General features: G+C 69.3%; 20 protein-coding genes and 1 tRNA gene. 5 read left to right on the top strand and 16 right to left on the bottom strand.

The window, feature by feature from the left end; translation table 11 throughout:
• Nucleotides 1–3: 3 nt before the first annotated feature.
• The 12 genes from ACH5AF_RS27990 to ACH5AF_RS27935 form a co-directional block, all read right to left on the bottom strand.
• On the bottom strand, nt 4–1,131 hold the full coding sequence (locus tag ACH5AF_RS27990) for a glycosyltransferase (RefSeq protein ID WP_398905327.1): 1,128 nt from the start codon (nt 1,129–1,131) through the stop codon (nt 4–6).
• Nucleotides 1,128–1,616 (bottom strand): DUF6624 domain-containing protein, encoded by a 489-nt coding sequence (locus ACH5AF_RS27985; RefSeq protein WP_398905325.1) that lies wholly within the window; start codon nt 1,614–1,616, stop codon nt 1,128–1,130. Before ACH5AF_RS27985 ends, ACH5AF_RS27990 begins: the two co-directional genes overlap by 4 nt.
• A gap of 41 nt (nt 1,617–1,657) precedes the next feature.
• The gene (locus ACH5AF_RS27980) at nt 1,658–2,491 is read right to left on the bottom strand and encodes a methyltransferase domain-containing protein (protein WP_398905324.1); all 834 of its coding nucleotides are present in this window, start codon (nt 2,489–2,491) and stop codon (nt 1,658–1,660) included.
• 7 nt (nt 2,492–2,498) lie between these two features.
• Complete coding sequence (locus ACH5AF_RS27975) at nt 2,499–3,575, bottom strand: hypothetical protein (protein ID WP_398905322.1); 1,077 nt, start codon at nt 3,573–3,575, stop codon at nt 2,499–2,501.
• Nucleotides 3,576–3,586: 11 nt separating this feature from the next.
• Complete coding sequence (locus ACH5AF_RS27970) at nt 3,587–4,516, bottom strand: 3-oxoacyl-ACP synthase III family protein (RefSeq protein ID WP_398905321.1); 930 nt, start codon at nt 4,514–4,516, stop codon at nt 3,587–3,589.
• The gene (locus tag ACH5AF_RS27965; RefSeq protein WP_398905320.1) at nt 4,513–4,968 is read right to left on the bottom strand and encodes an ester cyclase; all 456 of its coding nucleotides are present in this window, start codon (nt 4,966–4,968) and stop codon (nt 4,513–4,515) included. The genes ACH5AF_RS27970 and ACH5AF_RS27965 overlap by 4 nt, the downstream gene beginning before the upstream one ends.
• On the bottom strand, nt 4,965–5,546 hold the full coding sequence (locus ACH5AF_RS27960) for a GNAT family N-acetyltransferase (protein ID WP_398905319.1): 582 nt from the start codon (nt 5,544–5,546) through the stop codon (nt 4,965–4,967). Before ACH5AF_RS27960 ends, ACH5AF_RS27965 begins: the two co-directional genes overlap by 4 nt.
• Complete coding sequence (locus ACH5AF_RS27955; RefSeq protein ID WP_398905318.1) at nt 5,482–6,171, bottom strand: flavoprotein; 690 nt, start codon at nt 6,169–6,171, stop codon at nt 5,482–5,484. Before ACH5AF_RS27955 ends, ACH5AF_RS27960 begins: the two co-directional genes overlap by 65 nt.
• Entirely contained in the window at nt 6,168–7,064 is an 897-nt protein-coding gene (locus ACH5AF_RS27950; RefSeq protein ID WP_398905317.1) for a T3SS effector HopA1 family protein, read from the bottom strand. Before ACH5AF_RS27950 ends, ACH5AF_RS27955 begins: the two co-directional genes overlap by 4 nt.
• Nucleotides 7,051–7,854 carry a phosphotransferase gene (locus ACH5AF_RS27945; protein WP_398905353.1) on the bottom strand — a complete coding sequence of 268 codons (804 nt, stop codon included), beginning with the start codon at nt 7,852–7,854 and terminating at the stop codon, nt 7,051–7,053. The genes ACH5AF_RS27950 and ACH5AF_RS27945 overlap by 14 nt, the downstream gene beginning before the upstream one ends.
• 253 nt (nt 7,855–8,107) lie before the next feature.
• Nucleotides 8,108–8,257, bottom strand: a complete 150-nt coding sequence (locus ACH5AF_RS27940) for a hypothetical protein (protein WP_398905315.1) — start codon at nt 8,255–8,257, stop codon at nt 8,108–8,110.
• A 483-nt stretch (nt 8,258–8,740) separates the two neighbouring features.
• Nucleotides 8,741–9,262, bottom strand: coding sequence for a GntR family transcriptional regulator (locus ACH5AF_RS27935; RefSeq protein ID WP_398905313.1), 522 nt, complete (start codon nt 9,260–9,262; stop codon nt 8,741–8,743).
• Between the two features lie 724 nt (nt 9,263–9,986).
• Here ACH5AF_RS27935 and ACH5AF_RS27930 point away from each other — a divergent pair.
• From ACH5AF_RS27930 to ACH5AF_RS27910, 5 genes are all read left to right on the top strand, one after another.
• On the top strand, nt 9,987–10,457 hold the full coding sequence (locus tag ACH5AF_RS27930) for a hypothetical protein (protein WP_398905311.1): 471 nt from the start codon (nt 9,987–9,989) through the stop codon (nt 10,455–10,457).
• Nucleotides 10,458–10,662: 205 nt separating this feature from the next.
• Entirely contained in the window at nt 10,663–10,989 is a 327-nt protein-coding gene (locus ACH5AF_RS27925; RefSeq protein ID WP_398905309.1) for a hypothetical protein, read from the top strand.
• The gene (locus tag ACH5AF_RS27920) at nt 10,989–12,128 is read left to right on the top strand and encodes an MAB_1171c family putative transporter (RefSeq protein ID WP_398905307.1); all 1,140 of its coding nucleotides are present in this window, start codon (nt 10,989–10,991) and stop codon (nt 12,126–12,128) included. The genes ACH5AF_RS27925 and ACH5AF_RS27920 overlap by 1 nt, the downstream gene beginning before the upstream one ends.
• On the top strand, nt 12,125–13,309 hold the full coding sequence (locus ACH5AF_RS27915; RefSeq protein WP_398905305.1) for an amidohydrolase family protein: 1,185 nt from the start codon (nt 12,125–12,127) through the stop codon (nt 13,307–13,309). Before ACH5AF_RS27920 ends, ACH5AF_RS27915 begins: the two co-directional genes overlap by 4 nt.
• A gap of 405 nt (nt 13,310–13,714) precedes the next feature.
• Complete coding sequence (locus ACH5AF_RS27910; protein ID WP_398905303.1) at nt 13,715–14,083, top strand: hypothetical protein; 369 nt, start codon at nt 13,715–13,717, stop codon at nt 14,081–14,083.
• A 532-nt stretch (nt 14,084–14,615) separates the two neighbouring features.
• Here ACH5AF_RS27910 and ACH5AF_RS27905 read toward each other — a convergent pair.
• The 4 genes from ACH5AF_RS27905 to tmk form a co-directional block, all read right to left on the bottom strand.
• Nucleotides 14,616–14,692: transfer RNA gene (locus ACH5AF_RS27905), tRNA-Thr, on the bottom strand.
• Between the two features lie 127 nt (nt 14,693–14,819).
• Nucleotides 14,820–16,355 (bottom strand): alpha/beta hydrolase, encoded by a 1,536-nt coding sequence (locus tag ACH5AF_RS27900; RefSeq protein WP_398905302.1) that lies wholly within the window; start codon nt 16,353–16,355, stop codon nt 14,820–14,822.
• Nucleotides 16,356–16,452: 97 nt separating this feature from the next.
• On the bottom strand, nt 16,453–17,658 hold the full coding sequence (locus ACH5AF_RS27895) for a DNA polymerase III subunit delta' (protein WP_398905301.1): 1,206 nt from the start codon (nt 17,656–17,658) through the stop codon (nt 16,453–16,455).
• Nucleotides 17,659–17,968: 310 nt separating this feature from the next.
• Nucleotides 17,969–21,166: a dTMP kinase gene (gene tmk, locus ACH5AF_RS27890; protein WP_398905300.1), complete on the bottom strand. Its 3,198-nt coding sequence runs from the start codon at nt 21,164–21,166 to the stop codon at nt 17,969–17,971.
• Between the last annotated feature and the right edge of the window lie 216 nt (nt 21,167–21,382).

Here is a 21,382-nt window from a genome sequence, read left to right as displayed (position 1 = left end):
CTCTCACCTTTCACCCATGGTGCGCAGCAGCTGTGCGGCGGCACGGTCCGGAGCCGGCGCCGCGTCGTTCTCGTCCCTGAGGACCGCTGCCGACATTGCGTACGCGGGGTCGCCGAGAACCTCCTCGACGGCGCGGGCGAGCTCCCCGCCACCCGCAAGAGCCCTCTCCACAGGGACCAGTCGCCCGGCCCCCAGCTCTTCGATTCGCCTTGCGTTGTCCTTCTGATCCAGGACAGAGGGGCAGATCACCTGTGGGACTCCGTGCGCCAGCGCGGCCATCGTGGTGCCCGATCCGCCGTGATGGACGATCAGATCGCAGTTCTGCGCGGCCAGCCCGACGGGCAGCCACTGCACCGCCTTCGCCCGCTTCGCGATCTCCTCCGGCACGGTCCCGGGGCGGGCCGCGACCACCACCTCGACGTCCGGCGCCGCCGTCGCCTCCAGCGTCTGCTCCAGCAGCCGGTGGGCCTCGGGCCCCTGCGACACGATGGTGCCCAACGTGATGAGCACCCGCCGGGGCCGGGCCCTGTCCGTCAGCCAGGAGGGCACCACTGAGGGACCGTTGTACGGGACGTAGCGCGTACGTATGCCGGGTGGCGCCGCCGCGCTCTGGAAACCGGGCGGGCAGGGGTCGACCACGATGCTCGTGACCGATCCCATCCCGGGCCACGCCTTGTGCTGTGCGCCGAAGACGTGCTCGGCGGCCTTCGTCCGGGGCCCCGTCGGCAGGAATCCGCCGATCCAGTGCTCTGCATGAGCCAACCCGTGTTCGGCGGCGGCGCGCCGCCCGGTGAAGTCCATGGGGTCGAAGATGACCAGGTGAGGTCTCCACCCGTCGACGATTCTGTCGACGTCCGACGCCATCGCGTCCGCGATGCGCGCGATGCGCCGGTACGTGCCAGTCGTGTGGTCGTCGGCGATGCCATCGCGCGCATCCAGGGCCCGCGCCTCCGACGCTGGGGCCGTGGCGATAGCCGGCAGTCCCGCCTGCAGCACTGTGCTCGCGAAGAACGCCGGCACCACGACGCGCACGTCGTGCCCGGCACTGCGCAGGGCCCACAGCATCGGTACCAGGGGGAAGAAATGGCCGATAGCCGGGCTCGGGGTGGCCATGACACGCAGAGGCTTCATGGGCGCTCCTCCAGGATGTCCTCCCTGCCGGAGACCTCGCGGAGCCGTCGCTCGAAGACATCCCGCGGTTCCAGCCCCATGCCTCGGCGGCGTTCGTCGAGCGTTTCCGGATCCTCCACCGGCAGGGGCCGATACTGCCCGTGCTCGTTCCGGGTGTACTGGGTGCCGTAGCGAAGCGGCAGTTTGGCGTGCAGGTGGATGCGGTCGGTCAGATAGGCGACGTTTGCGGGGTCCGCGTCATGGGCGTCCACTGCCTCGATGAGACAGCCGAGGGCGAAACGCTGGAGTCTGCGGTCCCGTGTGGCATGCTGGACGATGAGCGCGGCGTCGGCCGAACCCTGTTCGCCGACGAGGGCGTGCCCCGGCCAACCATGGGCGTGCAGGACGTCCCACAGGAAGCGCTCGTTGTCGGCCGCGACCTGCATCCAGCGGTCGACGTCCTGTGCCGTCTTGCTCGGGACCTTGGCCAGCTCCTGGTCGCGCACGGCACATTGACGCAGTTGGGCGGCGAGGGCGGGGGCGGCTGTCACCGGACTCGTTCGGCGACGACGAGTTCCCGCATGGTGGCGGGCGACTGGTGCTCTGTACGACCTTCCGGGTCCTGGTGCGCCGCCACCACAGTCAGGCCGTGCCGGCCCAGTTCCTCCGTGACGCTCTCTGTACTGTCGATCCAGAACCTGAAACCGGTCAGATGGCGTGTGGTACGGCCTTCCTCGTCGGTCAACTCGGCGCTCATGTTGGTGAACTGGGTACGGCTTGCCGGCTGGCGCAATGTCCCTACCAGCACGAAACCGGAGCGCTCACGCAGCTTGATCGGCACCGCGAACACCTTTTCCGACTCCTGCTCGCCCGGCTGAGCCGGGGTGTGGTCGAACAACAGCCGCCCGCTCGGGGCAAGATGCCGGGCCACCGTGCGCAGAAGTGCTGTGCGCGCATCGCCGTCGAACAGCGTCACGCTCAGCCCGCCGATCACCACGGCGTCGAAGACCTGGTCGAGGTCGAGGGTGGTCACATCGGCGCGCACGAAGGTCATCCGGTCCGTCACACCGAACTCCGCAGCCCGCTTCTGTGTCGCCGCCAACTGAATGGGCGAGATGTCGACGGCGGTGACCTCGTGGCCCGCGCGAGCCAGTTCGACCGCCGACCGGCCGCCGCCGCAGCACAGGTCCAACACCTTGCCCGGGCCCGCGGGCACTGCCTGCTCGGCGAACCACGCACTGTCCTGCTCGGCCTGGTTCACGATCTTCGTGTAGAACATGCCCAGAATTCCGTCGAAAGGTTCGACGAGCCTCGTGTTCGGCAGGTTGAGCGCGCCGATCCCTGCGAACGGGCCGAAAAGGTCCTTGGATATATCCGCCACGTCCTTCTCACTCCTCCGTGAAGGCATAGATGACCGCACCGTTCCGGTGCGGATCGAGGCTGCTGAGAACGAAGGGGCCGACGTCGGCTCCCCGGAACTGTGCATCGACGGGCATCTGCAACCGCCCCGTTCGCACGTCTTCGACTGCGGCCGCGAGATCGTCGCGGCTGCCCAGACGCTGCCCTGCGAACCACGCGTTCTTCGCCACGAGACTCGCCGCCGCCTCCACCTCGGCCGCAGCGGCGCCTTCGCCCGCGGGGCCGTGTCCGGCGATGTACCGGCCGGAGAACCCCAGAAGTTTGGCGGCGGTCCGGAAGTGGCTGCGCCACGCCGGGTCGATGACCACGTCGAAACCCCGCAACCGCCGTGCCAGCTCGCCGAGTTCCGCCGGCCCTTCCGGTTCGGTGAGGGAGAAGGACTGGAGGGCGCCCAGCTTCTCCAGAGTGGCGGCCGCCGCACTGCCGTGGGACAGGGTGTACACCTGTCCGCCAGCACGCCGGGCCGCCTGGACGGCGGCCAGGGATGTCGCCGACCCACTCGCGGTGACCAGCACCGATTCCCCTGGCGCGACAGCGGCACGCCGCACCATGGCATACGCGGTGGCACCTGCGGTCGGCAGCCACGCCGCCTCGGCGTCCCCGATGCCGGGCGGCAGGCGCAGCAGCCGGGCGTGGTGGATGCGCTGCACCTGGCGCGACGCCCTGCCTGGATTCTCCATCGCCGACACAGGGTCTGGCCGTACGGGTGGCCATTGCAGCACCGGCACCACCCGATCACCCGGCGCCAGCGTCGTGACAGCAGACCCGACCGCGAGGACTTCAGCGACGAAATCGGACCCGAACTCGACCCATCGCGACGGGGCGGGGCCGGTCTCCGGTGTCCCGGGTACACCCTCGCCGAGCGAGAACACGCGCACACCGACCAGCACGTATGCGCGGTTGTGGTCCGCGGTCGGGTCGAAGGCGACGTCGGCCCGCTCCACGAGGCCGAACCGCACTCGCTCGCCGCGCACGTCGATATCGGCCAACTGCTCGCAGTCGGCAGGCGGCACACTGGTCCCGCCACCCGCCACCAGGACTTTCACTTCTGCTCCTCTTAGTACCAGCGCAGCACTGCCGCGCCTGCTGTCATGCCGGCGCCGACCGCCACGAGCGCCACGAGATCCCCGCGGCGGAAGGGCCGTTCGCGGTCGGCCATGGCGAGCGCGACCGGTACCGACGCGGACGCCGTATTGCCGGTAACGGCCCCGTAGGCGGGCGCTGTGCTCTCGTCCAGCCCCACGTGGTCGGCAAGCCGCCGCACCAGCCGCGGGTTGGCCTGGTGCACGATGACGCGGTCCAGTTGGTCGAGCCGTACCCCCGCCCGGTCCAGCGCGGCTTGCAGGATTTTGGGGCCCATGTCCATGACGACGCCGGACACACTCCGCCCGTCCATGGCGAACCAGCCCTCGCGGGGGACGGTCGCGTACAGGGCCTGGGAGCCCTCCGCCCACAGTTCGACCGCGAGGATTCCGTATCCGTCGGGGACGGGGCCGAGTTGGACCGCTCCGGCTCCGTCGCCGAACAGGGGCGCGGTACGCCGGTCGGCGGGGTCCACGACATGGGTGAAGGTGTCCGCGCCGATCACCAGTGGGGTGCGTGCGTGCGCCGCAAGCGTCATGCCGTAAGCACAGGACAGGGCGTAGATGAACCCTGAGCAGGCCGCGTTCACGTCAAAGGCCGGTACGCCCGCCAGTCCCAGGCGGTCCTGGACGAAGCACGCGGTGGCGGGCACGGGCCGGTCGGCGGTCACCGTGGCCACTACGACCAGGTCGGGGGTGACCTGCGTGCCGGACAGGGCGCTCTCGGCGGCTCCCACGGCAAGGTCCGTCGCCGTCTGCCGCCGTCCCGCGTGGTGCCGGGCGCGGATGCCGATCCGCTCCTCCATCCATGCCGGATCCGCTCCACTGGCCACCGCGATGGTCGCGTTGTCCACCGGGGGGCCGGGCAGGTGGAGACCCAGCGCGAGGACACCCGTCGCGGTCATTTCCACCACCCCAGCTGCTGGCTCAGGGCGGTGTTGTCGGACTCGGACCACTCCTCGACGATCATTCCGTCCTTGAGGTGGGCGATGCTCAGTCCCCGGTGGCTGATCAGCCTTACTTCCGGTATGTGCCGTTCGATTGCCTGCAACGCGGGCGCCAGGTGCTTGGCATCGGAGATACGGCCGGTCAGTTCCCACCGATAGGCCGCCATGTCCTGGCCGGAGATCAGATGGGTGACGTTCATCCGGGGCTCGCTGAACAGGCTGCGGAACGCGGCGACCGTCTCGATGAAGGCCTCCCGGCCGCGCAGCCTGATCTCGGCCCGCTCGTCCACCATCGTGTATTCCGGGTGGATGAAGCGGGGCACCGCGTCGAAGTGACCCAGGGTCCAGACTTCGTGCAGCATGGCGGTGACGATCCCGCCCGCCGCGTCGGTCGAGACGGCGGCGCTCATGACTGCGCCAGGAGTTGCCGTTCCACGGCCGCCGCGCCAGCCCACTGCTCACGGAGCAGACCCATCATCACCGCGTCGAACCGCTCGCCCGCGGGCGTCACCATGTGGGAGCGGGCCAGGCCCTCCCTCGTGAAGCCCATCCGGTCGCAGACGGCCAGTGCGGCGGGGTTGACGACCGCAACCTGTCCGGAGAGCCGCCGCACCGACTCGTCGGCGAAGAGCGCGTCCAGGGCGACCGCCATGCAGGCGGTACCGATGCCTCGTCGGCCGAGCGTCTCGACGGCCGGGGCGTTGACCGTGTCGCCGCTCCACGTGCCGCCGAATCCGGTCGGCGCGTAGAACTGGGCGGACAGTACGCCGAAGCCCGGCAGCTCGATGAACCAGCCCTTCATCACCCCTTGGTCTATCAGGGGCAGCAGTTGCTCCCGCGCCTGCTCGTAGCTCTGCGGGAAGGCGGCGTCGCCCATCGCGGCGAGCCGCTCGTCGGAGAAGATCTCGTCCACCAGGGGCTGATCAGCCAGTGTTGCGGGCCGTGCCTTCAGATCGCTCGGCAGCAGGCGGGGCTTGGTGCCGGACATCAATCACACTCTCCTCTGTGGCAGTTACGGACGCTGATGAGCAGAGGCGTGCCGTTAACTCTTCAACGACCGCTTCTGGGGGCACACATGCCCCCGGTGACAGCTCCCCGGTGGACACCGCGTGCCCGGTGACCGGCCCGACGATCCCGTGCCCGTCCTGTCTGAGAATCCGCAGTGCGCGGCGGAGCGGCCCGCCCCGAGCCGCTCCGGCCGCGACGGACGGTGCGAAGACGACCGGGGCCGAGGTGGACAGAACGATGGCGGCCGGCAAGGTGTCGGCCAGGCCGAACGCACATCTGGACAAGAAGTTCAGCGTGGCCGGCCACACGATGACCCCCTGCGCCCAGTCCGCCCATGCGACATGTTCCGGGCCGCTTTCGGCGGGCCAGACAGGTGGCACCACCGGCCGTCCGGTGAGCGCCGCCAGGGCTCGCGGGGAGACGAAGTCCCGCGCGGCTGCGGTCAGGCACACGGCTACGTCGAAGCCGTACCCGAATTTCAACAGGGTGACGAGCGAGGGAAGTTGGGAGACACCTATCGCCCCGGTACCGATGAGCAGAATGCGTTCGATGCCCGGCGGCTTGGCTGGGAGCCCGGACGGGGGCCAGGAAGGCGCGGCAGTCATGCCGTCTCCGGTACAGGCAGTTGCCGCCGTGTGCGCTCCCAGGACTGGGCCAGCCGCGAGAGCACCGATTCCAGACCATCGGTGCCATTGGTGTCCCACGCCTCGACCAGAGACCTGGCCCAGTAGTAGCCGACGCTCATGGCCATGGTGCCCGCGTTCGCCTCGGGGGCGAGTGCGGCACCGACGCCGGGGTACAGGGCGACACTGAATCCGGGTACGGAATCGACCGGATGCGCGCAGTTCGCCGAGGCCGCCGAGGCAACCTGCGCCAGGTTCTCCGCGGAGCAGTACAGGACGACGCAGTCCGTCCGGTTGAGCATCGCGGCCGATCCACCGACCTTGGCCGCGAACGCGATGCCCGCATCGTGCAGGGTGCGCACGACGCGGCACCAGGTGTCGAGCGCGTCGTCGGGCCGGGCGTGCAGATAAACGCGGGCGGCCATGTCACCGGCCGACTGGGGCGGGGTCCAGTACACCCAGCGAGCACCCACCTGAGTGGAAAGCGCGCTTGCAGTGACCGTCACCTCACCCGATGCGGAGATGCGCACATGCCGGTCGTCCACCACCACATCGACACCGTCGGGGCAGGTGACGACGGTCTCGCCGCCTGCGCGGGAGAGGAGTCTGAATCCGGGGCGGTCATGGGTCAGGTCGCCGAGCCGCCGCTCCGCCTCGGCGACCATGGCGGCATACGCCGCACGATCCGAGTGGAGCGCATCACCGCCGCGCCCCGGTCCGGCGTGGACCTTCCGGTAGACACGGTCGACAACGCTTTCGCGCAGGCTCGCGGACATTTCCCGGTGTGCATGCTCGTCCAGCAACTGGCCGACAGTACGGCGGATGTGGTCAAGCCTCTCGCCGTCCCGCAGGTGGGCCGGTTCAGGTGTGTGCATCGATCGCCCTCCAGCGTGCGGGGTCGAGCAGCAGTCCGCGCCCGACGCCGGCGAGCGCCGCGACCACCCGGTCCAGGCGGGTCTGAGAGGCACGCATCAATGCCCGGCAGAGGAGGCTGCTGCCAGCAGCGCCGCCCAAGAGGGCTGAGTCGAGTCGCAGACGGCTGTGGGTCCGGTAGGCCGTCAGTACGACCCGTATGAGAACGGTCGCCCGGCCCAGTGAAGTCCGCAGCTCCGTCCGGGCGTCGGCGCCCTTGGGGGCACTCATCGCATTGAGGCAATCGAAGATCAGCGAGCCGCACAGGGAGCCGAGATCCGCCTCGGGGCTGCCCAGTCCGGAGCATTCCCAGTCGATGAACATCGGGGTGTCACCCGCCACGACGATGTTGTTCGTCCTCGCGTCGCCGTGACACCAGACGTTGCCCGCGGCCAGGGCGGTCCGAACAGAACGCCCCCGATTCCGCAGCGTCTCGTCGCCGTGGAGTGTTCCTATCAACTGGCGTTGCGCGCCGGACAGGCCGGCCCATACCTGAAGGGGAAGAGGCTCCCAGGGGAGGGACTCCGGGGTGACGGTGCCCTCCCCCGGCGGTTTCGCCGCATGCAGCGCCGCCAGCGCCCGCGCGATATGTCGCATGTGACGCTCCATCACGCGGCCGTCCTGAACACGTGCGTCGAAACGAGGTCCAGGAACCTCGGTCAGGACCGGACGCCCGGTGCCGGCATTGGCGACCCTGGGGGAGAGCGGGGCTCCGGGGACAACCTCGATGCCGGCCGCCCAGCGCACAACCATTGCCTCAGACACGGGAGCCGAAGCTTCGGTTACCGTCATGGCTGTCGTCGCCTCCAGAGGTACCAGTAGCATGCGGGGGTAGTGCCGGACGCCTGCATTTCGGGTGCTGTCCGGGCAGGCGTTCGCTGTGAAAAGGCCGACGGTCCCTCCAGGGCACTGGGCAGGGACCGCCGCCTCGTGCTGGGAATGGTGTGGTCGGCAAGCGGCAGCGTTACTTCCTGTCGCCTGCCGACCAACTACCACTGGCTCAGGATCAGCAGTGGACCAGGACGGTGTAGATAACCGAGCCGACAGCCGTCGGCATGAGAGACGGGTCCGCCTCCAGATCGGTCAGGGCCGCGACGTCGTCGCCGTCAAGCAGCTCGGCCAGAACATCCTCGACCACAATTTCGGTGGTGTTCATGCGAGAACTCCTTCTTGGGGTTATGCGTTCGAGAAAGAACGCACTGAATGCGATGCGCATCGCCGAGAACTCCCACAGGCGCGACCCGGAGTAATTTCGAATGAGTCGCACTTGCTTGGACCATCTTTGTTCGTGTGCCCCGTTGGAATCAAGGGCGAACCGGAGTTCAGCACGTTCCGTCACCTGGGCCGACTGGCAACCGAATTCCCCTGTGCGGCCGTCCCGACCTGCAAGGATCTGCCAGCGGGCGGATTTTTCCGGCCACTGTCCGGGCCGCTGTTCTGGCCACCCGTCCACGGAACCGGTCTGGCTTCACTAGCACTTTTCTCACCCTCTGTACTAGCTTCATTCGTCATTCCCAGGTCGACGATCTGCGAGTAGACCGACAAAATATTCAGGGGTACACGGAAATGCCCGCCGGATGCCGGCGACCAGAGGTCGCCGGCATCCGGCGGGCATCATGAAGAAGTGACCGATACGGAGCTAATCGCCAGGGCCGCGGGGGGCAGTACGAAGCCCCTTGCTCCCCGCGGCGCGAGCGGACATCACCCGCGGAATGCGCTGCATGACCGAGATCAGCGCCGACCGAGGAATCCCCGACGCATCCGCCACGTTCACAACCGTTTGGAGCTGTTCGGAAATTGCGGCCAGATCCACCGGCTGCACCGAGTGGGTGACGACCGCTCCGCGCCCCCGACCGAAATCGATCATTCCCTCGCTGCGCAGCATGCGGAGGGCCCGAAGTATGGTGTTCTTGTTCGCCCCGTACAGGCTCCCCAGCTCACAGGCCGACGGGAGTTGACCCCCTTCGGGATACGCTCCAGTCAGGATTTCCCACCTCAACCTGTTCTTTATTTGAACGTATACCGGTAATTCTGAATTCAATGAAGGTTGGTCCGCCTGGCGCACATGGAGCGGGCGCTCCCGCGAGGAAGCGATCCGCACTCCGTCCAAGTGCGACGCAGACTGCACCACCCTTCCGCCCAGTCTCGACGTAGGCCTCATCCGCGTATTCCCCCTACTTCGCCGCCCCCTCCGGGGCCCATCCTCACGCCCTGAAAATCGAGGCCGAGGCACGATTCTCGCAGTGCCGTTCAAAATTGAACTAAGATATGCATGCCGCCGCCCGGGTGGACCGCGTTCGGGCATTTCTATTTCCGAAAGGGAGTGCGTGCGATCCATGCACCCCCTGGTCAATGGGGTATATGGATCGCGCGCTTGCAGTGACCCCCTGTGGCCACCGAAAGGACTGTCGGCGAGCCGAGAGCCGGCAGCAGTGTCGGCGGCGGCTGAATCGACCGCCCGCCGCCGCCCAAGTCTCTACGCGGCCGGAGGTCGTGTAGAGGACCGCGAGACCCTCCCCAGTTCCACCATTACGCCATGGACAGAGCAGGGACGAGCACCTCTGGGATGACGGGTGAACGACATCTCGAACAGGGCGAACCCACCGACGGCTTCGCCACCTGGAGTACGGAGTTGCTCGTACGAGTGTGAAGCGCCTCCTCACCTGCGCCTGGGGTGCCTACGCGCGGCAGGCAACAACCTTGAGCGCCAGATCCGTTCTGCCCTCAAGCATGACCTAGTGCTTGGCAAATCGTCCAATATATTGACACCAAGCCGCAGTCGGAGTCAATCGGAATGGGATACAGTCCAACAAGTAGCGCAACGTGACGGCCTGTATCATCCTGAGACGCACCGGGCCAGGCTGACGCGAGGAGCGTGGTCATGTATGAAGTCAGAGGGTGACCGGCAACAGCAGCAATCACTGGCCGGGCGGCTGAACTCGCTGTTCGCGATGGCGCGTTGGACCGACGCCCACGGTCGGCAACGGGAGTACTCCACCGCCGAGGTGGCCAAGGCAGTCACCACTGACCCGTCACATCCGACGACCCTGTCCCGGAGTTACCTGGCCATGCTCCGCAACGGGTCGCACACCAACCCGACGTTGAGCGTGCTGGAGGGTCTTGCCAAGTTCTTCGACGACCACCGTCCACCGGGGACGCCGCCCATCACGGTGCAGTGGCTGGTCGCACAAGAAGACCCCGAGCATGAGCTGTTGCGGCAGCGACTCGCCGATCACCAAGTGCGGGCGATCGCCATGAGGGCGGGCGAGATGACGCCTGCGATGCGCAGGCAACTGCTGAAGATGATTGCGATCCTCGATCAGGACGATGCCGCCGATCCCAGCCCTGGAGAATGAGAAGGGAACCGTGGTCGTACGCGAACGTGAGCTCCGTCGCCGCTGCAGACATCTGCTGCGGAAGTTAGATTTTCAACCTCCCCTGCATGTCGACGAGTTATGCCGCAGGCTCGGTGAACATCGGAACAAACCCATCCGGCTCATTCCCTGGGCGCTTCAAGTCCCCGGCCCCTTCGGGCTCTGGATGTCCCGGCCGAACGAGGATGTGATCTTCTATCAGGAGGAGACCACCCGCGTTCACCAGGATCACATCATCCTGCACGAGGTGGGCCATATCCTTGCCGATCATCAGGACGACGGGGACATAAGTGAGGACCTGCCCGATCTCGACCCGAGCTTCCCGCACAACCTGACCGCACGAGGCTTTCGTCGCACCTGCTACACCGAGGACTACGAGCGCGAGGCCGAACTGGTGGCGACGATCATCCAGGAGTGGGCAGTCGTCATCGACTACGTCACTCCCCGTACGCCCGAGGACCCGGCTCTCGATCCGCTGCGTTCCGCACTGAACCCCCGCTGGGGGTGGTACTGATGTTCCAAGTGCCTCTGATCACGCTGCTGAGCATCGGGGTGCTGTGGAAGGGCATTGACCTCGTACGCGCCCCGCACCACAGGGGACTGCGCTTCCTTGTCGCGGCGCTGCTCATGCTGCTGGGGGGAGAAGTCCTCAGCCTTCCCGAGGTCAACGGCGCGATCGATGCGGCCACGGCTGTCGGTGTCGGCAAGGTCGCGTTCAACGGCACCTACGCATCCGGCCTGTTCGCCCTCATCCTGTTCTTCGCCTCCTCTGTACGCGACACGCATGACGCATATCGCCGGCGCCTGCAGATCAACGCCGGCCTCCTCGCCGGTGTCCTCATCGCCCTGACGATCTCCATGATCGCCACACCTGCGACGATGCGTGGTCACTCATTGGGCACCCCGTACATGGCGGAGCCGGCCATCGCCTCGTTCTACGTCATCGGCAACGCCTACTTCATCTACGCCTATCCGACCTCCGCGCTCTGGGCTCTGCGCTACGCGCGCAGAGCGTCCCGGCACCTCGGACTCGGCTTGCGGACCATGGCCCTGGGGCTCCTCGGATTGGCGATCACCTCGGTCAACCGAACGATCCTGGTGGTTCTGCGTATCAACGAACCCCGGTCGCACGAGACGTTCAACACGGTGAACTGGTCCATCTCGAACTGGGCCATGGGACTCGCCCTCATCGGAATCTGCTACTCGGCCGGTGTGCAGCTGATCACCCGCCTGCGGTCGATCGTGCACCACCGCCGCATGCACCAGGAGCTCACTCCCCTGTGGGCTGCCCTCACCACCGCCTACCCGGAACTCGTCCTGAACCTGAAACCGTCCGGTTCCAGGTGGCGCCGTCTCCACCCGCGCCACACCTGCGAACAACTGTTCTATCGTCGGCTCATTGAGTGCCGCGACGGACTGGTGCGCCTGAGCCCCTATCTGACGCGTGTCGCGCCCGACACCGATCTCGCCCATGGCCCGGCCGACCGCCTCGCTCGGCACATCACCGAGGCCCTGGCACTGAAGTCGGCGAGCGAGGCCCCACTCGCCGAGCTCTCCGCCGCTCGCATCGCGTCACCGGCCGGCAACGACCTGAGCGCCGACGCCCGCGAACTCATCGCAATATCCCACGCCTTACGCGAGAGGAAATCGTGAACAAGGTACTGATCACCGCGGATCGTGTCATCGCCGGTCCCGCGGATCAGGTGACCGTCGACGGCGCCGTGCTCGTCGAATCCGGCGTCATCGCCGCTGTCGGTACCGCCGCCGAATTGGACGCGTCGGTGGATACGCAAGTGCCCAGGTTGCGGTGTCCGGGAGCGACAGTGATGCCCGGAATGATGGACTGTCATGTCCACCTCGCCTTCGATGCGGGTCCGGACCTGATCAGCGCGGTGGCGAACGCCGACCCGGGCGAGCTCGCCACCGCCATGGCGGAGCGTGCCCAGCAGCTGCTGGCCGCGGGGGTGACGACCGTGCGGGATCTCGGTGACCGTGCTGGGCTCACTGTGGCGTTGCGTTCCTCCATCGACTCCGGGGACATGGTCGGGCCCCGTATCGTCGCAGCGACCGCACCATTGACCTCGCACGGTGGTCATTGCGGTTTTCTCGGCGGTGAAGTGACCACGGACGACGACATCCGGAAGCAGATCGCCCGCAACGCGGCAGCCGGTGCCGACGTGATCAAAGTGATGGCCTCGGGCGGCGCGCTCACCCCGAATGGTCCACGTATGTGGGAGGCACAGTTCACCCCCCGCCAACTGGAACTGATCGTCGAGGAAGCGGCCCGCCATGGCCTGGGAGTGGCCGCTCACGCTCACGGCACCGAGACCATCGGTCATTGTGTGGCCGCCGGCGTCCGAACGATTGAACACTGTTCCTGGCGCACCGCAGAGGGCATCGTCTACGACCCAGCGATCACCCGCCGCATCGTCGACAACGGCATCTCCGTCTGCCGCTGTGTCTCCGGGGACTGGCAGCTGTTCCTCGAACAGATGGGGCCCGAACGCGCCAAGGCGATGGTCGAACTCATTCAGGAGATGCGCGAGGCCGGTGTCCGGTTCATCGCCGGCACAGACGCCGGTGTGCCAGGGGCGCGGTTCGGCGACTACGTCGGCATGCTCGAGTTCTTCGCCTCGCTCGGCTTCGAAAGTACCGAGATCCTCGACATGGCCACCGTCAACCCCGCCCACGCACTCGGACTGTCCGATACCGGCGTGCTGGCTCCCGGAATGCGCGCCGACCTCGTCGTCATCGACGGAAACCCTTTGAACGAGTTGGGCGCCCTCCGCCGGATCCAACACGTCTTCACGGCAGGCCACTCGGTCACCAGGTGAACGGTGATGGACGGGGCCAGTCCCCGAGTGGTGTTCAGGCCCCCAGGTCGACGGCGAGTGCCAAGGCCGGGTGGATGTCCGGCCTTGGGAGTGACTCCGAGGGCCATAAGGGCGGCTGTGGTGGCGGCCGTGCCAAGGATAGAACCGAACTGTCGGACGGTGTTGTTGATGCCGGAGGCTCTGGCCACTCATGGGACCTAGGCATGACCTCGGTGGACGGTGGGCCTCCTGAGGGCGGCCGCGCCAAGCGGCCGGGCGGATCTCGGGCGGCCTGCTCGACAGGTGCGGCATCCGCGCCGTGACGACCGTGGCGCTGCTCGTCAACGGCCTGGGCGTGGCCGCCGTCGCCCTGGCGATGTCCGTGGACGGTTCGTTCTGAGCCCTGACACCCGGCATCGTCCTGTGGTGCTTCGATGGCGGTGTCGGCTTCACCCTCATCTTCGCGGCGGCCGGGATGGGTGTCTTCACCCCTGGAACGGGCGTCACCTCAGCCCCCTCTCCATCTCCCAGCAGATCGGTGGCGCCGTCGGGCTCGCCGCCCTTGTCGCGGTCGCCAGCCACGGCATCGGCTATGGGGCGGTACCCGGGCCCACGCTGAACGACATCGTCGACAGACTGCGGCTCGTCGGGGTGCTCGAGGGAGCCGTCGCCGTACTCGGCGGCCTCGTCGCCCTCCTCCTCAGGAACCGGACACAGTATGTCTCCCCCGCCACCGTCACGGATGGCGCGAGCGGCGACACGTCCACCGACGAAGTCGCCGTCGCCACCTCGTGATCACCGTGGCCTCGTGGTCGGCATCGAGGGGTGCCGACCACGAGACGTTCCCTCAACATGGCCGGTTGGAGCACTCCGCCGCCGGCACGCGCCAACCGCCTGAACCCGGAATTGAACCCCTCACGCATCCACCCAGAGACGCCTCGGGGCCCCTGTCCGACTGCCCGGCGAAAACGTGTAGGCACCCGACACAAGCTGTGATCTCCGCACCCACGCCAACCCAGAGAGCAGGACGCCGGCAGCCAAGGAAGGGAAGCATCGCATGGTGGCTGCTCGCACCCGGAATCGGGCGCACGGGCCCCGCTGCACCCGCCCTTGACCACCCATCCCACTCACCGACACGCCGATCACCAAGGGAATTCAGCAGCAGAATCGTCCGAACACACAAAATTCCAGGTCACAGGCACGAGCCAGCAAACTCCGATGCGCACCCCTTGCGCTCCCCTTCACGGATCACCAGCTCAGGAAATGACCAACCATCAGAGGAACAGCACAAAAGACCAGGTCAGAAAGCATCTGACCTGGTCTTGAATGGAGCCGCCTTCGGGATTCGAACCCGAGACCTACGCATTACGAGTGCGTTGCTCTGGCCAACTGAGCTAAGGCGGCGCGCTACGGGACGAGACACCCGTCCCCGCGGGGACACGCTCTCATCAGCAGCGGCGCCAAGTCTACAGGGTTCTGCGGAGTGCCCCGAACCACCTTCCCCGTGCCCCGTCCAGCGCCCGTCCGCAGTTCAGCAGCGCTTGCCGTCCGCCGGGGGTGTGCCCTGGAGGAGGTAGGTGTTGATCGCCGTGTCGATGCAGTCGCTGCCCCGGCCGTACGCCGTGTGGCCGTCGCCGTCGTAGGTCAGCAGCCTGCCCGAGGACAGCTGGTCGGCGAGGCTGCGGGCCCACTTGTACGGGGTGGCCGGGTCGCGGGTCGTGCCGACCACCACGATCGGGGCCGCGCCCTTCGCCTCGATGCGGTGGGGCTTGCCGGTGGCCTTCTCGGGCCAGTAGCCGCAGTTCAGCGAGGCCCAGGCGAAGCCCTCGCCGAAGACCGGCGACGCCTTCTCGAAGTCCGGGACGGCCGACTCCACGGCCTCGGGGGCGCCGAAGGGCGCCGGGAGGTCGAGGCAGTTCACAGCGGCGTTGGCGTACATCAGATTCGAGTACGAGCCGTCCGCCTCGCGCTCGTAGTACATGTCGGCCATCGCCAGCAGCGAGGCGCCCTCCCCCTCCTGGGCCGCGGCCAGCGCCCCGCGCAGCTGCGGCCACGCGCCCTCGTCGTACATCGCCGCGATCACGCCCGTCGTGGCCAGCGACTCGGTGAGCTCGCGGCTATCGCCGGTCGGCGCGGGCGTGGCGTCCAGCTTCTTGAACAGGGCCTTCAGGCGCTCGGACGCGTCCGCTACCGACGTACGGCCCAGCGGGCAGCCGGCCTGCTTGATGCAGTCCGCGGCGAAGGACTGGAAGGCCGTCTCGAACCCGGCCGTCTGGTCGCGGTTCATCGCACGTGCGGGCAGCGCCGGGTCCATGGCGCCGTCGAGGACGAGCCGGCCGGTCCTGTCGGGGAACAGCTCGGCGTACGTCGCGCCGAGGAAGGTGCCGTACGAGGCCCCGACGTAGTTCAGCTTGGCGTCACCCAGCACCGCGCGGACGATGTCCATGTCCTGCGCCGCCTCGACGGTCGAGACATGCGGCAGGACCTTGCCCGAGCGCTTCTCGCACCCTGCGGCGAAGTCCTTGTAGGCCGCCGCGAGCTTCGCCCTCTCACCGGAGTCGTCCGGGGTCTGGTCGGTCTGTGTGTACTTGTCCATCTCGGAGCCGGTGAGGCACTCGACCGGTTCGCTGCGGGCGACACCGCGCGGGTCGACGGCGACCATGTCGTACCGTGCCCGGACCGGTGCCGGGTAACCGATGCCCGCGTAGCTCTGGAGGTAGCCGATGGCCGAGCCGCCGGGGCCGCCCGGGTTGACCAGGAGGGAGCCGAGGCGCTTGCCCGGGCCCGTTGCCTTCTTGCGGGCGACCGCGAGGTCGATGGACTCGCCCTCCGGGTCCGCGTAGTCCAGCGGGGCCTTCACGGTGGCGCACTGGAAGCCGGGGACACCGCACGAGCGCCAGGCCGGCTTCTGCGCGTAATAGCGCTCGAGGTCGGCGGAGGGGGCAGCCCGGCCGGACGCCGTGGAGCCGGGCGACGAACCGCCGCCATCGCCGCTGCAGCCCGAGACGAGCAGGCCGACCGTGGCCAGGGGGAGGGCAAAAGTACGGAGCAGGCGCCTGGTGTCCATCCCCGGAGCGTAATGGCAGCAGGCCGCCGGTGCCCGTCCGTCCTCGTACGGGTGATCCGGTCAACCGGGGGATCCGCCGGCCCGGCAACAGCCGCGGTCAGCCCGCGCGCAGCGCCATCGTCATCGCCTCCACCGCAAGCAGCGGCGCCACATTGCTCTCCAGCGCCTCGCGGCAGGCGACGACCGCCTCTATCCGGCGCAGCGTGCCCTCGGGCGTCGATCCACGGGCGATGCGGTCGAGCGAGTCGCGCACGTCCTCGTTGGCGAGCTGGACCTGCGAGCCCAGCTGAAGCGCGAGCACATCGCGGTAGAAGCCTGTCAGGTCGGAGAGCGCGAGGTCGAGGCTGTCGCGCTGGGCACGCGTCTTGCGGCGCTTCTGCTTGTCCTCGAGCTCCTTCATCGCACCCGCCGTCCCACGCGGCATACGACCGCCCGCGGACGCGCCGAGCGCGGCCTTCAGATCCTCCGTCTCCTTGACGTCGGTCTCCTCGGCGACCTGCTTGGCGTCTTCCGCCGCCGCGTCGACCAGCTCCTGCGCGGCCTTGAGGCAGCCGCCGATGTCCTCGACCCGCAGAGGCAGCTTGAGGACGGTCGCACGCCGGGCGCGGGCGCGCTCGTCCGTGGCCAGCCTGCGGGCGCGACCGATGTGGCCCTGGGTGGCACGCGCGGCGGCCGCGGCGACCTCCGGCTCGATGCCGTCGCGCCGGATCAGCACGTCGGCGACCGCCGCGACCGGGGGCGTACGGAGCGTGAGGTGGCGGCAGCGGGAGCGGATGGTGGGGAGCACGTCCTCCAGGGAGGGTGCGCACAGCATCCACACGGTGCGGGGGGCCGGCTCCTCGACGGCCTTCAGCAGGACGTTCCCCGCGCCCTCGGTGAGGCGGTCGGCGTCCTCCATGATGATGACTTGCCAGCGGCCGCCGGCCGGAGAGAGCTGCGCGCGGCGTACCAGTTCGCGGGTCTCCTTGACGCCGATGGAGAGCAGGTCCGTACGGATCACGTCGACGTCGGCGTGGGTCCCGACGAGCGTGGTGTGGCAGCCGTCGCAGAAACCGCAGCCGGGGGCGCCGCCGAGGGCCCGGTCGGGGCTGGTGCACTGCAGGGCGGCGGCGAAGGCACGGGCGGCGGTGGCCCGCCCGGACCCGGGCGGTCCGGTGAACAGCCACGCATGCGTCATCTTCGAGGCGGCGGGGGCGGGTGTGCCCTGGACGTGGGCGGTGACCAGGGCGTCGGCGTCCCCCGCTGCGGCGCAGAGCTGTGTCCGGACGCGCTCCTGGCCAACCATGTCGTCCCATACGGCCATGCGCCGTCACCGCCCCTTCGCGCCGTGGAGTGTCCTGTGCGCCTCCATTGTGGTCCAGCCCTCTGACACCCGGGTCCAGCGAGGGGTCGGACACCCGGTCGCAACGCCCTCCCGACGTCCCAGCGGCCCGACGTCCCGAAGCCCCCGACAGTTCCGACGTCCCAACGGTCCCGGCGAGGGGCCCGCGCCGTACGGCCGGGTCCCGTCACGCTCCCGTCGGGGCCGCCCCCTCTGCTGCCCCGACGGGCCGGCTCCCGGGACACCCGCCCCATTCGCCAGCGTCAGCGCGAGCCGCGCCCCGCGAGCCGCGTCAGCGTGAGCGGCCGCGCCGGTCGACCTCGTCCTCGTGCGGGCCCAGCAGTTCGTCCGCCAGCGTCGGCAGGTCGTCCAGCGGCGTCTCCTCCGCCCACTCCGGGCGGTGGCGCCGACGGCCTGCCTGCGGGTCGGCCGAAGGGGCCGGGTCGACCTGAGGCAGTTCCCGGGTCCGCTCGTTGGCCTCCTCCGGCCCGGCCCGGTGCTCGGGGTGCTCGTCACGGAAGAAGCCCGGCGGCACCCGGTCCGCGGGGTCGGCGTCCCGGCGATCGTCCCGCACCGGCGGCAGCACCGCCGTCTCGTCGGCCGCCCGCGGATCCTCCACGCCCGGGCGCACGGAGGTCTCCGCCTGGGCCCGCGGATCCTCCACAGCAGGCAGCACGGAGGTCTCCGCCTCGTCGGGGACCTTCCGCAGCAGCGTCGTCTCGTCATCCCCCGCTGCCGCGCCCGGCATCGGGACCTCCTGCGTGATCTCGTCGGGACCGGCCGACGGCGCCTCGTCCGGCCTCACGACCGGCGTCGGCACGGTGACCTCGCTGGCCGACTGCGCGGACGCCGCTGCCGCCGCGGCAGCGGCCGCCTCCGCGGCCCGCCGCGCCTGCTCCGCCTTCATCAGCGCTTCTTCCGCCTTGCGCTGCTTCTCCAGCCGGCGCGCCTCGGCCTCGGCCCGCAGCCGGGCCTCCTCCGCGGCCTGTCGGCGAAGGCGTTCCTGTTCCTCCTGGCGCGCCTTCTCCTCGGCCTCGCGGCGGCGGCGTTCCTCATCCGCCCGCCGGCGTGCCTCCTCGGCGCGCTGCCTGGCCTCCTCGGCCTGGCGCTCGGCCTCGCGCTGCCGCGCCTCCTCCTCTTCGCGTCGCTTGCGCTCCTCCTCCTCGGCACGGAGCCTCGCGAGCTGCTCCTGGCGCTCACGCTCCAGGCGCTCCTCCTCCGCCTTCCGCGCGGCCTCCTCCTCGGCCTTGCGACGCGCCTCCTCCTCGGCCTTGCGGCGGGCCTCCTCACGGGCCTTGATCTCGGCGTCGGAGAGGGGCAGCAGCTGGTCGAGCCGGTGGCGTACGACGGTGGTGACCGACTCGGGCTCCTGGCCCGCGTCGACGACGAGGTACCTGCCGGGGTCGGCCGCCGCCAGGGTCAGGAACCCGGCGCGTACGCGCTGATGGAACTCCGCGGGCTCGGACTCCAGCCGGTCCGGCGCCTCGGTGAAACGTTCGCGCGCGGCCTCGGGCGAGACGTCGAGCAGCACGGTCAGATTCGGTACGAGTCCGTCAGTCGCCCAGCGCGAGATGCGCGCGATCTCCGTCGGCGAAAGGTCGCGGCCCGCGCCCTGGTAGGCCACGGAGGAGTCGATGTAGCGGTCGGAGATGACGACGGCGCCGCGTTCCAGGGCGGGGCGGACGACCGAGTCGACGTGCTCCGCGCGGTCGGCGGCGTACAGCAGGGCCTCGGCCCGGTTGGACAGTCCGGCGCTCGACACGTCCAGCAGGATGGAGCGCAGCCGCTTGCCGACCGGGGTGGCACCGGGTTCACGGGTGACGACGACCTCATGGCCCTTGGCGCGGATCCACTCGGCGAGCGCCTCGACCTGGGTGGACTTGCCCGCTCCGTCGCCGCCCTCGATGGCGATGAAGAATCCGTTCGCCGCGGGCACCTGCGCCGGGTCCGCGCCACCGCGCAGCGCGTCGCGCAGATCGCGGCGCAGCGGGACACCGGAACGGTCGTCCGTCTTGGCCAGCACGACCGCGGCGACGGGCAGCAGCAGTGCGCCGACGAGCATCAACGTGAACGCGGCCCCGCCGTGCGCGAAGACGAAGTCGCCGCTCGCGAGCCGGTGCGGACCGATCGCCGCCGCGAGCAGCGGGGCCGCGATCGCGGCGAGCCCGGTGGCGACGCGGACGACCGCCTGGAGGTGTGCGGTGATACGGGGCCGGCGGAAGTCCTCGGTCTCCTGGTCGATCAGGGCGTGGCCGGTGTTGGCGGCCACACCTGCCGCGAAGCCTGCGAGCGCCGCGATGAACAGCACGGTGGACGTGTCCGGCACCAGCCCCATGGCGAGCAGCGCCACGCCGGTCACGGTGAGCGCGAGGGCGAGCAGCCGGCGCCGCGACAGCGAGGGCAGTACGGATCCGGCCGTGCGGATCCCGACCCCGGTGCCACCGATCAGGGCGAGGACGAGCAGCGCGAACGCGACCGGCCCGCCGCCGAGGTCGATGGCGTGGAGCACGGCGACGGCCGTCGCGGACGCGATCGCTCCGGTGACGGCGGCGCAGGAGATGACGAAGAGCGGGATGCCGCCCGTGCGCCCCTTGTCCACACCGTTGCCGCCGCTCCCGCCCGATGGGCGGCGCAGGCCCTCCAGCGGCGATCGCGGCCGGGGCGTCTGCGCGCCGGGCAGCTCCACGAAGTACAGCGTCGACACGGACGCGGCGAACAGACCGGCCGCCAGGTACGTGGGGAGAGCCGCCTGATGCGCCGTGAACCACTCGATGCCCGAGCCGAGCAGGTTGCCGACCAGTGTGGCGACGAGAAGAGCGGCGGCCGCGGCGGGGATGACCGCGAAACCGGTGCGGAGCCACAGCCTGCGCAGCGCGTCGAGGTGATCGGGCAGCGGCCGTACCGCAGCCCCCTCCGGCGGTGGCGCGGGCAGTAGCGCGGGAGCTGCGCCGTCGCGGGCCACGGTCCAGAAACGTTCCGCGACACCGGTCACGAAGACGCTGATCAGGAGGATCGCGAGGGCGTTGTCGGGCGTCCAGTCGATCCACAGGGGGGCGACCACCAGCAGCGCGACCCGCACGCCGTCCGCGCTGATCATGGTCCAGCGCCGGTCCAGCGGCCCGCTCGGCGCGGTGAGCGAGGTCATGGGGCCGAGCAGTACGGCCCCGAAGAGAAGAGTGGCCAGCACCCGCGCGCCGAGCACAGCGGCGACGGCGAAGGCCGCCCCGCGGTAGCCGGACCCGAAGGTGCCGGAGTCGACGGCCGCCTGCAAGGCCAGCAGCATCAGGACGAGAACGCCCAGGGCATCCCCGACTCCGCCGACCACCTGTGCGTTCCACAGCCGCCTCAGCGGTGCGTGACGCAGGAGGGCGCGCACGGCGCGCTCCCGCGAGTCCGCGGCGAGGGCGTCGGAATCAGATGCGTCGGAAGCAGTCTCTGCAGCGGTACTCATGACCGCCTGCTGCTCGGCTGGCTGCTCGGCTCGCGTCATCCGCCCAGCCTATCCGGAGCGGGTCGCTCCCCGGAGGGGTGTGCGAACACACTGGCGTTTTGTCACACGAGTGTGAAGGTTCTCGTGCGGAGACGGGACGGAGGCGCAGTGGCCGGGGACCCGGATCGGCACATGGCGGCAAGGATGCCGGGGACCTGGGGGGACCGGTACATCGCGGCCGGGGACCAGGATCGGCACATGACGGCCAGAAGGCTG

It is taken from the genome of Streptomyces sp. NPDC018833 (assembly GCF_044390825.1).
GTDB lineage: Bacteria > Actinomycetota > Actinomycetes > Streptomycetales > Streptomycetaceae > Streptomyces.
The sequence above is the reverse complement of the archived record's forward strand: the minus strand, read 5'-3'. Positions and strand labels throughout refer to the sequence as shown.